This is a genomic window from Gilliamella sp. wkB112, from assembly GCF_001690685.1.
GTDB classification, from domain to species: domain Bacteria; phylum Pseudomonadota; class Gammaproteobacteria; order Enterobacterales; family Orbaceae; genus Gilliamella; species Gilliamella apicola_J.
Map to the genome: position 1 here is coordinate 499,534 of NZ_LZGL01000017.1, position 16,160 is coordinate 515,693.

The following is a 16,160-nucleotide window of genomic DNA, read 5'->3' on the forward strand; positions in this document are numbered from 1 at the left end:
ATGGAAATATTCGATAATATTATTAATTATTTAGCATCTTCTTTTTCAACAAATTTGACCGCAATCCAATTTGTAGAAGCGTCTTATGAAACGCTAATTATGGTATTTTTTGCTCTGATAATTGGTTCCTCACTCGGTATTCCTCTCGGTATCTGCTTAGTTACTACCAGGCCCTCGGGCTTACTAGAAAGCCATAAAATATACCGTATTCTTAATCCGATTATTAATATGGTGCGATCATTACCCTTTATTATTTTATTAGTCGCTATCCTTCCATTTACTAAACTGCTTGTTGGCAAATCAATTGGGTTAGCAGCAGCTATCGTACCTTTAACAATCTATGTTGCACCTTATATTGCCCGGTTAGTTGAAAATTCTTTGCTAGATGTGGATGAAGGCATCATTGAGGCGGCGGAATCAATGGGTGCTACCCCACTACAAATTATTTGGCATTTTATGTTACCGGAAGCGTTCAGTTCTTTAATCCTAACTTTAACCACCGCAACTATTGGTCTAATCAATGCAACTGCCATGGCCGGTGCTGTCGGCGCTGGGGGTATTGGTGATTTAGCAATTTCATATGGATACCAACGTTTTGATACAACAGCAGTAATAATTACGGTAATTATACTCATTATCACAGTTCAATTTGTACAAAGTATGGGGAACTACTTGGCACGCAAAGCAAGACATGAATAGTCGCTTAGCTACGCAACATTAAAAACATTGCAACCGGGCACTAAAGTGCAAACTTTATGTCCGGTTATTTAGTATGATTCTTCAGAAGATCTCCATTAAAGCATAGTTAATTTATTTTAATGCAAGATGTTTCAGGTCAGCTATACGTTTAAATATATATTGTTTACCTGCATTTATCTTCCGGATTAGTGATATAAAGACAATAACTTTAATAGATTTCATTATTCATTATTATCAAGTAGAATAGGCGCAAATTTAATTAGGGTAGTATGAAGAATGACTGTGGCAAATGCATTGCAGCAAAATTTGGTAGAAATCCATGATATGTCATTTTATCGTGGTACAAGACCAATTTATAAAAATATGAGCCTAAACGTTCCTAAAGGCAAAGTGACTGCTATTATGGGACCATCAGGGATTGGTAAGACTACGTTATTACGCTTAATTGGCGGTCAACTAAAACCACAATCTGGGCAAATTTTATTTGATGGTGAAAATATTCCGACCATGACGCGTTCCCGACTCTATGAAGTGCGCAAACGCATGAGTATGTTATTCCAATCAGGAGCATTATTTACTGATTTAAGCGTCTTTGATAATGTTGCTTACCCTCTACGTGAACATCTTAATTTACCGGAACCTGTATTACATAATTTAGTATTAATGAAATTACAAGCCGTTGGGCTACGTGGTGCAGCATCTATGATGCCTTCTGAATTATCTGGCGGCATGGCAAGGCGAGCAGCTTTAGCACGTGCTATCGCGCTCGATCCTGATTTAATTATGTTTGACGAGCCTTTTGCTGGGCAAGATCCTATTTCTATGGGGGTAATTGTTAAGCTTATTGCCGAAATTAACCAATCTCTTGGTTTAACTTGTATAGTGGTTAGTCACGATGTAAACGAAGTGATGAGTATCGCTGATTATGCATACATTGTAGCTGAACAACACATTATTGCTGGTGGTACATCGGAACAACTACGTAGCAATGATGATTTACGAGTAAAACAATTTCTTGAAGGACTGGCGGACGGCCCGGTTCCTTTCCATTATCCTGCTGATGATTATAAATTAGACCTAAGCAGAGGTACCAAATAATGTTGAATCTATTTGCAAAAATGGGACAATGGCTAATTAACCTCGTTGCCTTGATAGGCCGTTCTGGTATGATGCTGTTTGGTTCCTTAATCGGTACTCCACAATTTGGCAAACAATTGCCATTACTGGTTAAACAATTTTATTTCGTCGGGGTACAATCACTTTCTATCATTATTGTTTCTGGTCTATTTATCGGCATGGTTCTGGGGCTACAAGGTTACTTTATTCTTACCACCTTTGGGGCCGAAGCCAGCTTAGGTATGTTAGTAGCTTTAGCGTTACTACGTGAATTAGGTCCGGTCGTAGCCGGGTTACTATTTGCCGGGCGTGCTGGTTCGGCATTGACGGCAGAAATTGGTTTAATGAAAGCTACCGAACAATTATCAAGTATGGAAATGATGGCTATTGATCCTTTAAGGCGCATTATTGCTCCGCGCTTTTGGGCTGGATTTTTCTGTTTGCCTTTTTTAACGGCTATTTTTGTGGCTGTAGGTATATTAGGTGGTGTGTTAGTAGGTGTTGATTGGAAAGGAATTGATGCCGGATTCTTTTGGTCATCTATTCAAAGTAATGTTGATTGGTGGCATGATTTAGGTAACTGTTTTGTAAAAAGTTTTGCCTTCGCTATAGCCAGTACTTGGATTGCACTATTTAATGGTTATGATTGTGTGCCAACATCAGAAGGAATTAGTCGAGCAACAACCAATACTGTTGTTTATTCATCATTAGTTATTTTGGGGTTAGATTTTATTTTAACCGCATTAATGTTTAGTAATTGAGGTCATTAAACATGAGTCGTAAAGTTGAAATTACCGTTGGGTTATTTATGGTGTTAGTTATCTGCTCGGTACTATTTTTGTGTTTTAGAGTCACCGACCCAACATCATTTGTTAGTCATAATTCCTATCGTGTTTATGCTGTATTTGATAATATCGGTGGTCTAAAAGCGCGTTCACCGATTAAAATTGGAGGAGTGGTGATTGGTCGCGTCAGTGATATTACTTTAAAATCATCAGATAATGCGATTTATAAACCTTATGTTACTATGGAAATCGACACTCAATACAATAAAATCCCGAGCAGTAGTTCCCTGTCAATAAAAACTTCCGGATTATTAGGTGAACAATTTATTGATATTAACTTCGGTTTAGATCCAAGTACCGAAATGGAACTTGATGCATTAGATGCCCCCAATGGTATCACTCATACCACAACAAATAACAACGATAAACCAGCCTATTTTCAAGAAGGTTTTGTCATAAATAATACCAAGCCGGCCATGGTTATAGAGGATTTAATTGGTCAATTCCTTTATAGCGCGGGCGGTTCATCAGATAAAGATAAAAAACAAGATACTAGCGAAAAGTAAGGAGCTAATATGATAATTAGATTAAAGCAAACCATTTTTTTAGTGCTAACCTTAGTGTTTAGTGCTACTGCTTTTGCAGAAAATAATCCATACAACGAAATGCAAGTTGCTGCTGATAAGATTTTTAATACCATGAAATCACAATCGTCAGCTATTAAAGCTAATCCGGATAAGTTAAAAAACATAGTGAGAACAGATTTATTACCTTATGTGCAAGTAAAATATGCCGGAGCATTGATTTTAGGTAATTACTATAAAAGCGCCACTGATGCACAACGAACAGCTTATTTTAATGCTTTTGAAAATTATTTAGTACAAGCATTTGCGCAAGCGCTTTCAATGTATAATGGCCAAACTTACCAAGTAGAACCAGCCTCTGATTTAAATGGTAAGAATTTAATTTCTATTCGAATTTTATTGATTCAACCTGACAAAAATCAACAACCACTACGTATTGATTTCCAATGGCGCAAAAATTCGGTCACTAGTGAATGGAAAGCTTACGATTTAATCGCTGAAGGCGTAAGTATGATCACTACTAAACAAAATGAATGGTCAACAATTTTACGACAAGATGGTATTGACGCTTTAACTAAGCAACTTTCTGACCTAGCTAATCGTAAAATTGATCCCAATGCTAAGCAAAAAGGCTAGTTAATAATGTCCAGAATCTCAGCAGAAAATCAACAACAAATATTATATTTAAAGGGTGAGCTTGATGTTCACTCATTAAATGAAATTTGGACTACACAAAAATCGCTATTTAATAGCACAAAAGCAATTGATGTAGCACAGCTTACTCGGGTTGACTCTGCTGGACTCGCTACCCTAGTTTACTTCTGCATTAAATATCAATTGCAACTGGCAGGGATTAATCCACAGTTACAAACATTAATTGCTCTGTATGATTTACAACCAGTACTAACTAAATAATATACTCAAACGCATACTGGACCTGAAACATTTTTACAAAAATAAGCAAAATAAATAATACTAATAAAGAGTTTTACTAATGGATAAGCAAGAAATCATAAATAAATTAAAAAGTTCACTTAACCTTGATAATGTTTATGTGATGACTGATGACGATAGTCATTTTCAAGTTATTGCAGTTGGTGAGTTATTTGCTGACTTAAGTCGCGTAAAGAAACAACAAGTAATTTATGCTCCACTAGCCGAATTTATTAATGATAATCGTATTCATGCGCTTTCAATTAAAACCTATACACCTACGGAATGGCAACGTGAACGCAAACTAATGGGATTATAAGTATTCAATTATAACAGACTTGAATTGATGGTTTTTGCCACCACTTATAATCGCATAACTAGAGAACATCATTGCATAAAGGTACCACAATATGACTAACCCATTATTAACCTCTGCTCCATTACCATTGTTTTCGCAGATTAAGCCTGAACATGTCTTACCGGCTATAAAAGAGACTCTGGACAATTGCCGCCACACGATTGAAACAGTTCTTCAACAAAATAGTCAGTACACTTGGGATAATTTAATTCAACCAATTGATGAAATGGATGAAAAATTCAGTCGGGCTTGGTCGCCAGTTAGTCACCTTAATGCAGCGAAAAATAGCCCTGAATTACGCGCAGCTTATGAAGCATGCTTGCCATTACTTTCTGAATATAGTACTTGGGTTGGCCAACATAAACCTTTATACCAAGCTTACAAACAGCTTAAACAAAGTACAGAATATAGCAAACTCACTAAAGCACAGAAAAAAGTCATTGATAATGCTTTGCGTGATTTTGAACTATCGGGTATTGGCTTACCAGATGACAAACAAAAACGCTATGGCGAAATTGTGGCAAAATTATCGGAATTATCCTCTAAATTCAGCAATAACGTACTCGATGCAACTATGGGTTGGTCAAAATTAATCACTAATGTAGAACAATTATCCGGTATGCCAGAAAGTGCATTAGCAGCAGCTAAACAGCAAGCTAAGGATAAAAATCAAGACGGTTGGTTACTTACCCTTGACATACCTAGTTATTTACCAGTGATGACATACTGTGATAATCGTGATTTACGCTTTGAACTTTATCAAGCTTATAATACCCGAGCTTCAGATCAAGGTCCTAATGCCGGTAAATGGAATAACACTGAAATCATTAAGCAAATTTTAGCGTTACGTAATGAACTTGCCCACTTATTAGGGTTTGATACTTATGCCGATAAATCCCTAGCCACTAAAATGGCTCAATCGACTCAACAAGTTATTGCGTTCTTAACTGACTTAGCAGCTAAAGCTAAACCGCAAGGCGAAAAAGAGTTAGCCGATTTAAAACGTTATGCTTACGAATTTTTTGGTGCCAGCGAATTAAAACCATGGGATATTGCTTACTATAGTGAAAAACAAAAACAATATCTGTACACCATTAATGATGAAGAATTACGTCCTTACTTCCCTGAATCAAGAGTAATCAGTGGGTTATTCGAAGTGGTACAGCGAATTTTTGGCATCTCAGCTAAAGAGCGTAATGACGTCGAAGTTTGGGATCCAGAAGTTAGATTTTATGATCTTTATTCTGCTAACGGTGAATTGAAAGGTAGTTTTTACTTAGATTTATATGCGCGTGAACATAAACGTGGTGGTGCTTGGATGGATGACTGCATTGGGCGTATGCGCTTTGCTGATGGTCATTTGCAAAAACCAGTCGCTTATTTAACTTGTAATTTCAATCGCCCAATTGGTGATAAACCTGCACTATTTACTCATAATGAAGTTACGACATTATTTCATGAGTTTGGCCATGGATTACACCACATGTTAACTGAAATTGAAGTTTCATCTGTTGCTGGTATTAATGGTGTACCATGGGATGCGGTCGAATTACCAAGTCAATTTTTAGAAAATTGGTGCTGGGAACCTGAAGCCTTAGCCTTTATTTCAGGACATTATCAAACTGGTGAACCATTACCGCAAGAAATGTTAGAAAAAATGTTAGACGCAAAAAACTATCAAGCTGCGCTATTTATTTTACGTCAATTAGAATTTGGTCTATTTGATTTTAAATTACATACTCAAAAAGATGCCAACATATTAGAAACTTTAAAACAAGTTAGGCAACAAGTTGCCGTAGTGCCTACCGTTGAATGGGGACGATTCCCGCATGCCTTTAGTCACATTTTTGCTGGTGGTTATGCCGCAGGTTATTACAGCTATCTATGGGCAGAAGTATTATCAGCTGATGCGTTTTCTCGTTTTGAAGAAGAAGGTATCTTTAATGCCAAAACTGGTAATTCATTCCTTGACAATATATTGTCACAAGGCGGTAGTGATGAACCTATGGCTTTATTTAAAAACTTCCGTGGACGTGAACCACAATTAGAGGCATTACTTCGTCACTATGGTATCCACTAGTTCTAACTTAGCTCAGCTAAAATTATTAGCTGAGCAATGGTTAACTGCGCATGCACATCTTCCATTTAACTTAGTATCCCAAGCAAATCAACTTGAGTTACAAAAACTAGATGAACCCAAGTTAGGTGCGGTTTACGTTAATTTTGTATCTGGAGCAATGGCCCATCGCCGTCAATTTGGTGGTGGCCGTGGTGAAGCTATTGCTAAAGCTGTAGGAATCAAAGGTGATTATTTACCAACAGTGATTGATGCCACGGCAGGTCTTGGTCGCGATGCTTTTGTGTTAGCATCTTTAGGGTGCAAGGTAACTATGTTTGAAAGGCACCCGGTGGTTGCGGCTCTATTAGAAGACGGTCTACAACGTGCCTACCAAGATCCGACTATAGGAAGTTTGCTCCAACAGCATTTATATTTGATTTATAATTCCAGTATATCTGGACTTAGTTCATATAATGAAAAACCGGATGTAGTTTATCTGGATCCCATGTTTCCGCATCGACAAAAAAGTGCCCTGGTTAAAAAAGAGATGCGAATTTTTCAACAATTGGTAGGTAGTGATATTGATGCCGATAATTTACTGCAACCAGCAAGACTGCTGGCTAAAAAACGTGTAGTAGTAAAAAGACCAGTTTATGCTCCTTTTTTAGCTGACCAAAAGCCAATTGCCAACATAAAGACGAAAAATCATCGTTTTGATATTTATACTCCCATTGAAGTAATATAGGAGGATTGTTTGATTATGCGATTAGATAAATTTCTTGCTCATCATCTTGGCGCTAGCCGCACAATTGTAAACAAAGAATTAAAAGCAAAAAAAGTAACCATTGATGGTGTAATCATAAAATCTGGAGCTTATCAATTAACTCCGCAACAAATTGTTGAATATGATGGTTACGAAATAACACCTATAACCAATAATCGTTATTTTATGTTGAACAAACCTCAAGGTTATGTTTGCTCAACTGATGATCCTGATCATCCAACCATTCTTTATTTTATTGATGAACCTATGTCAGAAAAACTACATGCTGCTGGACGCCTTGATTTAGATACTACTGGACTAGTTTTATTAACTGATGATGGTAAGTGGTCACACCGTATCACTTCCCCAAAACACCATTGTCAAAAAGTCTATGTGGTAACGGTTGAACAGCCGTTGAATGCGGATCTAATTCATACTTTTGAACATGGTATTCAATTGCATAATGAAAAATCACTTACCAAACCAGCTTTATTGAATATTATTGATGATTACCATGCCGAATTAACTATTAGTGAAGGACGTTATCATCAAGTTAAAAGGATGTTTGCTGCAGTGAAAAATCATGTAGTTGAATTACATCGCAAACAAATTGGATCGATTATGCTGGATATTCCCGAGGGTGAATATCGTCCACTTACCCGAGATGAAATCGACTCGTTTAATTAATATTGTCTAGCATTTTGATAAATATTTAATTTGCTGTATCTATTTTAACTTTTAAAACAAAAAGGAAGTACTAAGTTGTTAACGTCGGAAAACCAAGTAGAAATTAAAATTTCTAAACAAGCGCTGATTTTCGTTCTCGGTTTTATATCTATGTTAATGCCATTATCAATAGATATGTATTTACCAAGTATGCCAACTATCGCTCATGATTTTAATGTAACAGATGGATCTGTTCAGCTTACCATCAGTTGCTATTTATTAGGTTTTTCATTTGGTCAACTATTATTTGGTCCCATCACTGATAGTTATGGTCGCCGCAAGGTGCTAATTATTGGTTTAATTATTTTCACCTGTGCAGCGTTAAGTTGTGGCTTTGCAATCAATATTAACCAATTAATTACCGCTCGTTTTTTCCATGGTATCGCTGCGGCAGCAACTACTATTATCATTAATGCGTTGATGAAAGATATTTTTCATGACCGTGATGAATTTTCCAAAATGATGTCGTTTGTCATGCTGATCTCAAATGTAGCGCCGTTACTAGCACCTATTATTGGTGGATTCATTTTAAACTGGTTTAATTGGCAAGCCAATTTCTATACTATTGGAGCTATAGCCCTATTGTGTTTATGCTTGGTAATTGCTTTTATTCCAGAAACACTACCTAAAATTAAACGAGCAAAATTTAGTTTAGTACGCATATTAAGTAATTTCATAACATTATTTCGTCATAGGCAAGTATTAACTTACATGATGATAGGCGCATTTTCGGGAGCTGGCTTATTTTCATTTCTCAGTTTAGGACCTTTTGTATATATGAACCTACATGGGGTTGCTTCAATTAATTTTGGTTATTATTTTGCTCTTAATATTATTGTGATGGTGTTCATGAATACCCTCAATAGCCGCTTTGTTAGGCATATTGGTTCAATTAAAATGATGCAATTTGGACTTAGCGTTCAATTTGTTATGGCTGTTGGATTAATGTTGGTAACACTATTTAATCTTGGTTTTGTATATTTAGTTGCTTGTATTGCCGGTTATATTGGTTGTATGTCGATTATTGCAGGTAATGGCATGGCGGTAGTGCTCGATTTTTATCCACACATTGCCGGCACCGCCTCCTCACTAGCTGGTACAATACGATTTGCTGTTGCTGGTGTAATTGGGATATTACTTTCTATGTTTGCCTCTTCTGATACTGTAACTTCTACTGTCACTAATAATATAACTGAATGGCTTATGGTTGGATCAATGGTATTATGCAATTTTATTGCAGTTGCATTATTTTTGAGTGTTAGAGATATCAAAAGGAAACAGAAATGATATATAAACTAGGTGATTTGCAACCTAAAATTCATCAGAATTGTTTTATAGCTAAGTCTGCAGATGTTATTGGCGATGTCGTGTTAGCAGAAGGTGTATCTATCTGGTTTAATGCTGTATTACGCGGTGATATTGCGCCTATTCGCATAGGCAAAAATAGTAATGTACAAGATAATTCAACCGTACATATTGATACTGATATTCCTTGCATTGTGGGTGAAAATGTTACAATTGGCCACAATGTTATTATTCATAGTTGTACCATCGAAAATAATGTATTAATTGGTATGGGTAGTACTATTTTGAATAATACTAAAATAGCTAAAAATTGCTTAGTTGGAGCTAACTCACTTGTTACTCATAGCATACCCTACGAAGAAGGATGTTTGATTATGGGATCGCCTGCTAAAATCGTTCGCAAATTAACGGATACTGAAATCGCTGCTAATATTGCTAATGCAGAAAGATATACTAAAAATGGACAGCGATTTAACCAAACACTTTACCTACTCAAAGAATAATCCTCTCTAGAAATTTAATTTTTATACAGTATTCACACTGTATAGAGGGTTAAATTATGCTAAAATGCCAATAATTTTAATCGCGATAGTTTTTTAGGTACTGGTTTGAAAAAATCAAAAATCACAAGAAAGCAGATAATTATTCAACTTTTATTATTAGCTATAATAGCATTATCTGTTGGCTTATTATTATCATTAATATCTTACGACCCTTCTGATCCTGGTTGGTCTAGAACTGCATGGCACTACCCAGTAACTAATTTTGGCGGTTATATAGGAGCTTACGCCGCAGATATTTTGTTGCAATTTTTTGGTTTCATTGCTTACAGCATACCTTTTATCGCCATTTTTATTTGTTTACAGTTAATGATCTACTTTTATAGGCATGCTCACGATCCTATTAATTATTTTAGTCTATCTTTTCGAATAATTGGTATTTTAGCTTTTATTTTTAGCACTACTGGTTTTTTTACCCTTAATATTCAAGATACAGAACAATTTGCCGCAGGTGGTTATTTAGGGTCAATAGTCATTGAAAGCCTATTACCAGTTATGAATAGCTTTGTTACGTCATTGGTGTTGCTCGGTACTTGCCTCGCCTGCGTGACCCTGTTAACAGGGTTATCATGGTTAAACCTTATTGAAAAGTTAGGTGCCTTTGTTATGTTACTACTGGCACCTATTCGATGGCTGTTAACATCTCGCCAACATAATCAAAACAAAGAAGCTAATATTCGTGAAGAGAAAGTAGTATTAACGAACGAACCAGAACAACACAAATTTACATTACCTCTGGATAAGCAAAATTTAGACAGTAATGCTTCTGATTCTTTACCAGTAAGTAAAAGTGACAGTAATTCAGAACTTTCTATATCAGCCAAACCGGAGCAAATAATAACCACTGCTTCCCAAGATGAAAAGATTTTAATAAAAACAGCAGCAGAACTAATACAAACACTAGAAAACACTAATCCTCAAAAATCAGATGTACTAAATGAAACTGATGATAAGAAACTTAAAAAAGACGTTGATCCTAATGATATTTTAGCTCGTATGGAATTAATTATTAAAAATATGAATGAGCGTAAAATAGCCATTAAATCAAATGAATCAACAATGTCAGAAGTCCAAACCAATAATTCAGAAGACGAACCAGTTATTGGAGAAGATAAATTCACAATTGCAGATGCCCCGAGTAAACCATTGTTTACAGAAGTTAATAATGAATCAATAGTAGCAACCAATAATAATGAAGATCAGCAAGCTATAATTGATGTATATACTGATGATGTGTCAGAAGAAACCGAAGAATACCTATTCACTGAGCACGAAAAATCGCCAACAATTAACTTAGCTATAGATGAACAACCCCATCAAATATTAGAAAATACACCAGCAGAAGCTAGTATTGACGATTTACAAGATGATACCGATACATTAGATGACGATAAAGACAGCTTGATTCATCCACTATTAAGGCGAAATGATAAACCATTACCAAAGCCGACCACCCCATTACCATCATTGAGTTTATTAACTGCTCCACCGAAAACTCGAATTGAAATCGATCATGCTGCATTAAATGCCATGTCTGAACTAATAGAGAAAAGTTTAGCTGACTATAGAGTCAAGGCTAAAGTTGTCGATTATCTACCAGGTCCGGTGATCACTCGTTTTGAAATAGAGCTAGCGCCCGGAATCAAAGCTGCAAGAATTTCTACCTTAGATCGGGACTTAGCTCGCTCTTTATCCATGCCATCAGTACGTGTGGTAGAAGTGATTCCTGGTAAACCGTATGTTGGGATTGAATTACCAAATAAAAATCGTCAAACCGTCTTTTTTAGAGAAGTATTAGATAGTCCTCAATTTCGTGATGCCCAATCCCCTCTTACAATTGTATTAGGTAAAGATATTGCAGGTCAGTCTGTGGTTGCAGATTTAGCCAAAATGCCACATTTGCTCGTTGCAGGTACCACCGGTTCTGGTAAATCAGTTGGTGTAAATGCAATGATATTAAGTATTTTATATAAATCGCAACCTGAAGATGTGCGCTTTATTATGATTGATCCCAAAATGCTTGAACTTTCTATTTATGAAGGCATTCCTCACTTATTAACACCAGTTGTGACTGATATGAAAGATGCTGCTAATGCGTTAAATTGGTGTGTTAATGAAATGGAAAAACGCTACCGTCTAATGTCAGCGTTAGGGGTACGTAATATTGCCGGCTATAATGAAAAAATAAAACAAGCTGAGGACATGAATAGACCGATACCAGATCCACTTTGGAAACCAACTGATAGTATGGATCTTAATATTCCAACACTGGAAAAATTACCTTATATTGTGGTGATGGTAGACGAATTTGCAGATCTTATTATGGCGGTAGGTAAAAAGGTCGAAGAGCTCATTGCCAGATTGGCGCAAAAAGCACGTGCTGCTGGTATACACTTGGTTTTGGCTACCCAGCGCCCATCAGTTGATGTTATCACCGGTTTAATTAAAGCCAATATTCCAACCCGTATTGCTTTTACTGTATCAAGTAAAATTGATTCTCGCACTATTTTAGATCAAATGGGGGCAGAATCACTGCTTGGTATGGGGGATATGCTTTACTTAGCACCAAATAGTTCAATTCCAATACGTGTGCATGGTGCCTTTGTGCGTGATGAAGAAGTACATGCTGTTGTTCAAGATTGGAAAGCCCGTGGTGTACCAAAATATATTGAAAATGTTACTGTTGCAACCGATGATAATGATAGTAGTAGTATTGATTCGATTGATGAAGAACTGGATCCATTATTTGATCAGGTCGTTGCCTTTGTAGTAGAAACTAGAAGAGCTTCCATTTCAAGTGTACAGCGCAAATTTAGAATTGGATATAATCGTGCGGCAAGAATTGTAGAGCAGATGGAAATTGAAGGAATTATTAGTGCTCCTAGCCATAACGGTAATAGAGAAGTACTCGCTCAAACATCTCATAATGATTATTGATATTTGCGTAATTAAACTAAAAGATGATGCCATATAAAAAGAAAAGCGGGTAACAATAAATGAGGTGGTATTTTACTTTTGCTTGTTACTCGGTACCATTGGTAAATTAGAACAATTGGCTTGACAGTCAATATACAAACGATTAGTGATGAAGTATTTGTTATTTGCTAAGGCATCGTCAATAATCAACTAAAATAATTCGACTAACACAGTAGAAGAAAAACTTTTCAAATAACATAATCAATCAGGAGCTAGAGGAAAAACAAATCTGTCTATGCGACTACTAAAACAATCTTTTCAGCTATTTAGAATAAAATACAACAATATGTTTATAATGAAGAAATAAACTGATTACAAACCATGTTACATTTGCTTGCTTATAATCAAGATACCAATTTAGCCTCAATGAGAGAGCTTAAGGGTTTGAATGTTGTACAACAACAAGCCATAGTTGTTCTGCTGACTTAATTGACATTACTTGGTTTTTATCTCAATATTAATCATTAATAATGTAATAGTTGGGTAGCAATATATTAATTTAATTAATAAACAATATCTAATTTTGAGGTTGCTATGGATGTAACAATTGTAAAATTTCCATTAACACTCGTAGCTGTACTAGAACACTTTGGTTCACCATTACTGGAATATAAAACAGTTGATAAATTAGTTAAGTGGCGGCAAGAAAATAATTTTTTAGATAATGAAAAATATCAAAGCTATGGTATTCATTATACCAACCCATCTATTACACCTATTGAACACCATCATGTCGATTTTGCTATTTCTATTGTTCAACCAATAGCAAAGAACTCTTATGGTATTATCAATAAAACCATTCCAACTCTTCGTTGTGCAAAATGCCGAGATATTGGATCTCGAAATAACAACAAAGCCATTATTTATTTGCTAGAAGAATGGTTGCCATATAGTGGGGAAAAAATTGGTGATTTCCCTCCAATTTTTCATTATGTTAATGTTGGTATAAATATTTCTCCTGAACAGATGATAACCGATGTTTATTTACCTTTGAAATAACATAATCTTATAAATTAATTATAATGATCTGATAATCAAATTATTTTATATATTTAATCCGACTATTTCCCTAATCCTTTGTAAAGTCTTTCGGGACGACCAATTTTAACGTGATTAAGTTCCACCGTTAGTAACTTGGTCTGTACCCTATATTCTAAATGGTATCTTGCTTTTGTTTTACTGATCTGTACTTTTGCAACAATTTTATCGACCCTAATGCATAATAATTATTTAAATTATCGCTAATGCTTGTTCTAAATCAGTGAGTAAATCATTAACATCTTCAAGTCCTACAGATATTCGTAATAACTGTTCTGAAATACCTGCCGTTTTTCTTGCTTCAGCTGTAATTCCTGAATGGGTCATAGTTGCCGGATGACAAATAAGGCTTTCAACACCACCCAATGATTGTGCTAAAGTAAAAATCTTTAGCGCTTTTAGAAAGTTAGCGATAGCATCTGGTTTATTTATTAATTCAAAACTTAATAAAGAACCAAATCCCTTTTGTTGTTTTTTAGCAATATTATGTCCAAGATTTGTAGGTAAAGAAGGGTGATATACTTTGGCAATTTTTGGATGATTAACCAAAAATTCTACCACTTTTTGTGCATTTATTTGTTGTAATGTTACTCGAGCAGCCAGAGTACGTAATCCGCGTAATAATAGATAACTATCAAATGACGAGGTTGATGTTCCTATATTATTTGCCCACCATAAAACATCAGTCGCTAGCTTTTGATCTTTAAAGACCAATATTCCCGCAAGTAGATCCGAGTGACCATTTAAGAATTTAGTACAAGAATGGGTAACAATATCGGCGCCAAGGTCTAAAGGCTTTTGTAGAATAGGGGTCATGAACGTATTATCCACTAATACCAAAGCACCTACTTCATGAGCTTGTTTAGCAATTTCTTTAATATCAACTACACGTAATAATGGATTACTTGGTGATTCTATCAAGACTAATTTTGGTTTTAAATCTAATGCTTCTTTTAATGCTTCTGGATTTGATTGGTCAACAAATTTAGTCTTAAAGTAACCTCGTTGACTTAAACTATTAAAAAGACGATAACTACCACCATAGCAATCATGAGGAGCGATTACTAGATCATTAGGCGTTAAAAGTGCGATGCTAATTAAATGAATTGCTGACATGCCACAATTAGTTAAAATCGCATCTACACCACTCTCTAATTTAGCCACCGTTTCTTCAACCAAACGTCTACTCGGATTAGCTTTTCGCGCATAATCAAACTCTCTTGGTACAGCAAATTCTTGATAACGGTAGCAAGTAGAAGGAGTAATAACAGGTACAACACTTCCATATTGTTCGTCAGTATTTAAACCACCACGAACTGCAATGGTTCCTTGACTTAGATCTTTAGATTGAGTAGCCATAGTAACATTCCTAAATAACAATTATTGGTCAATTAGTATTAGTTTATAAGAATATCACATATACACGGGACGTCAATATGTCTAGACGTCTAACTATCTTGATGTATAGATTGCAGCATAATAAAAAAAACGCTAAAATTAACCACATTATTTGTGATGCGATTTGGTAAACAATATGATGAAATGGAATGGTGAATATATAAGCCCTTATGCTGAACATGGTAAAAAAAGTGAGCAGGTCAAAAAAATAACTGTATCAATTCCTTTAAAAGTCCTAAAAATATTGACTGATGAACGTACTCGACGACAAGTTAATAATTTACGCCATGCAACTAATAGTGAGTTATTATGTGAAGCTTTTTTGCATGCCTACACTGGTCAGCCACTACCATGTGATGAAGATTTACAAAAAGATCATGATGATGGTATTCCTAAGCAAGCTCAAAAAATGATGCGTGATTTAGGTATAAATCCGGAATTATTAGAAGATTAGTTAATCACTGCCAAGTCAAGTGATTTAATTATTGAAAAGCAAAAAGGCGCATAAAGCGCCTTTTTAATATAGTTATTTGCAATCTAATTGGTAAATATTATTTTTTACCGCCTACCATTGCAAAACGTTGTTTAAATTTATCTACACGTCCACCAGTTGCAACATCACGTTGTTTCCCCGTATAGAACGGATGACACTCACCACACACGTCAAGATGGATATCGTGACCAATAGTTGAATGAGTTTTAATAACATTACCGCAAGAACAAGTTGCAGTAATCGCTGTATATTCTGGATGAATACCTTCTTTCATAATAAACCTCTAAAATTTGTACGTATCGCTATATAGATAGCAATATATAAAAGCAAAATCTATACACCATACGGATGTTAAAAAACATGATAA

Annotated in this window: 18 protein-coding genes and 1 pseudogene; 16 read left to right on the top strand and 3 right to left on the bottom strand. The window is 35.5% G+C overall.

Features of this window, described 5'->3' with window-relative positions:
• From A9G12_RS08965 to A9G12_RS09030, 15 genes and pseudogenes are all read left to right on the top strand, one after another.
• Positions 1–699: a methionine ABC transporter permease gene (locus A9G12_RS08965; RefSeq protein ID WP_065565614.1), complete on the top strand. Its 699-nt coding sequence runs from the start codon at positions 1–3 to the stop codon at positions 697–699.
• 276 nt (positions 700–975) lie between these two features.
• The gene (gene mlaF, locus A9G12_RS08970; protein WP_065565487.1) at positions 976–1,797 is read left to right on the top strand and encodes a phospholipid ABC transporter ATP-binding protein MlaF; all 822 of its coding nucleotides are present in this window, start codon (positions 976–978) and stop codon (positions 1,795–1,797) included.
• Complete coding sequence (gene mlaE, locus A9G12_RS08975; protein WP_141674133.1) at positions 1,797–2,576, top strand: lipid asymmetry maintenance ABC transporter permease subunit MlaE; 780 nt, start codon at positions 1,797–1,799, stop codon at positions 2,574–2,576. The genes mlaF and mlaE overlap by 1 nt, the downstream gene beginning before the upstream one ends.
• Positions 2,577–2,587: 11 nt before the next feature.
• A complete protein-coding gene (gene mlaD, locus A9G12_RS08980) occupies positions 2,588–3,166 on the top strand; it encodes an outer membrane lipid asymmetry maintenance protein MlaD (RefSeq protein ID WP_065565489.1) in 579 nt (192 codons plus the stop codon).
• Between the two features lie 9 nt (positions 3,167–3,175).
• On the top strand, positions 3,176–3,820 hold the full coding sequence (gene mlaC, locus A9G12_RS08985) for a phospholipid-binding protein MlaC (RefSeq protein WP_065565490.1): 645 nt from the start codon (positions 3,176–3,178) through the stop codon (positions 3,818–3,820).
• 6 nt (positions 3,821–3,826) lie between these two features.
• Positions 3,827–4,099, top strand: coding sequence for an STAS domain-containing protein (locus A9G12_RS08990; protein ID WP_065565491.1), 273 nt, complete (start codon positions 3,827–3,829; stop codon positions 4,097–4,099).
• 79 nt (positions 4,100–4,178) lie between these two features.
• The gene (locus A9G12_RS08995) at positions 4,179–4,436 is read left to right on the top strand and encodes a BolA family protein (RefSeq protein ID WP_065565492.1); all 258 of its coding nucleotides are present in this window, start codon (positions 4,179–4,181) and stop codon (positions 4,434–4,436) included.
• Positions 4,437–4,527: 91 nt separating this feature from the next.
• Entirely contained in the window at positions 4,528–6,555 is a 2,028-nt protein-coding gene (gene prlC, locus A9G12_RS09000) for an oligopeptidase A (protein ID WP_065565493.1), read from the top strand.
• Positions 6,542–7,279, top strand: coding sequence for a class I SAM-dependent methyltransferase (locus A9G12_RS09005; RefSeq protein ID WP_065565494.1), 738 nt, complete (start codon positions 6,542–6,544; stop codon positions 7,277–7,279). Before prlC ends, A9G12_RS09005 begins: the two co-directional genes overlap by 14 nt.
• Before the next feature lie 15 nt (positions 7,280–7,294).
• Positions 7,295–7,984, top strand: coding sequence for a 16S rRNA pseudouridine(516) synthase RsuA (gene rsuA, locus A9G12_RS09010; protein WP_065565495.1), 690 nt, complete (start codon positions 7,295–7,297; stop codon positions 7,982–7,984).
• Between the two features lie 75 nt (positions 7,985–8,059).
• Entirely contained in the window at positions 8,060–9,310 is a 1,251-nt protein-coding gene (locus tag A9G12_RS09015; protein ID WP_065565496.1) for a Bcr/CflA family multidrug efflux MFS transporter, read from the top strand.
• Complete coding sequence (locus A9G12_RS09020) at positions 9,307–9,831, top strand: gamma carbonic anhydrase family protein (RefSeq protein WP_065565497.1); 525 nt, start codon at positions 9,307–9,309, stop codon at positions 9,829–9,831. Before A9G12_RS09015 ends, A9G12_RS09020 begins: the two co-directional genes overlap by 4 nt.
• Before the next feature lie 105 nt (positions 9,832–9,936).
• Positions 9,937–12,825 carry a DNA translocase FtsK 4TM domain-containing protein gene (locus tag A9G12_RS12655; RefSeq protein ID WP_081299715.1) on the top strand — a complete coding sequence of 963 codons (2,889 nt, stop codon included), beginning with the start codon at positions 9,937–9,939 and terminating at the stop codon, positions 12,823–12,825.
• A gap of 351 nt (positions 12,826–13,176) precedes the next feature.
• Positions 13,177–13,272 (top strand): annotated as a pseudogene (locus tag A9G12_RS12660) (triphosphoribosyl-dephospho-CoA synthase CitG); the annotation flags it as partial.
• 126 nt (positions 13,273–13,398) lie between these two features.
• Positions 13,399–13,863, top strand: coding sequence for an AraC family transcriptional regulator (locus A9G12_RS09030; protein ID WP_065565498.1), 465 nt, complete (start codon positions 13,399–13,401; stop codon positions 13,861–13,863).
• Positions 13,864–13,925: 62 nt separating this feature from the next.
• Here A9G12_RS09030 and A9G12_RS12665 read toward each other — a convergent pair whose 3' ends face one another.
• Together A9G12_RS12665 and metB are read right to left on the bottom strand one after the other, a co-directional pair.
• Positions 13,926–14,081, bottom strand: coding sequence for a hypothetical protein (locus A9G12_RS12665; RefSeq protein ID WP_442903482.1), 156 nt, complete (start codon positions 14,079–14,081; stop codon positions 13,926–13,928).
• Positions 14,082–14,094: 13 nt separating this feature from the next.
• Positions 14,095–15,261, bottom strand: coding sequence for a cystathionine gamma-synthase (gene metB / locus A9G12_RS09035; protein WP_065565499.1), 1,167 nt, complete (start codon positions 15,259–15,261; stop codon positions 14,095–14,097).
• A gap of 175 nt (positions 15,262–15,436) precedes the next feature.
• On the opposite strand from metB, the gene metJ reads away from it, so the two are divergent.
• Positions 15,437–15,754 (top strand): met regulon transcriptional regulator MetJ, encoded by a 318-nt coding sequence (metJ, locus tag A9G12_RS09040; RefSeq protein ID WP_065565500.1) that lies wholly within the window; start codon positions 15,437–15,439, stop codon positions 15,752–15,754.
• Between the two features lie 97 nt (positions 15,755–15,851).
• Here metJ and rpmE read toward each other — a convergent pair whose 3' ends face one another.
• Positions 15,852–16,067, bottom strand: coding sequence for a 50S ribosomal protein L31 (gene rpmE, locus A9G12_RS09045; protein WP_065557564.1), 216 nt, complete (start codon positions 16,065–16,067; stop codon positions 15,852–15,854).
• Positions 16,068–16,160: the final 93 nt, after the last annotated feature.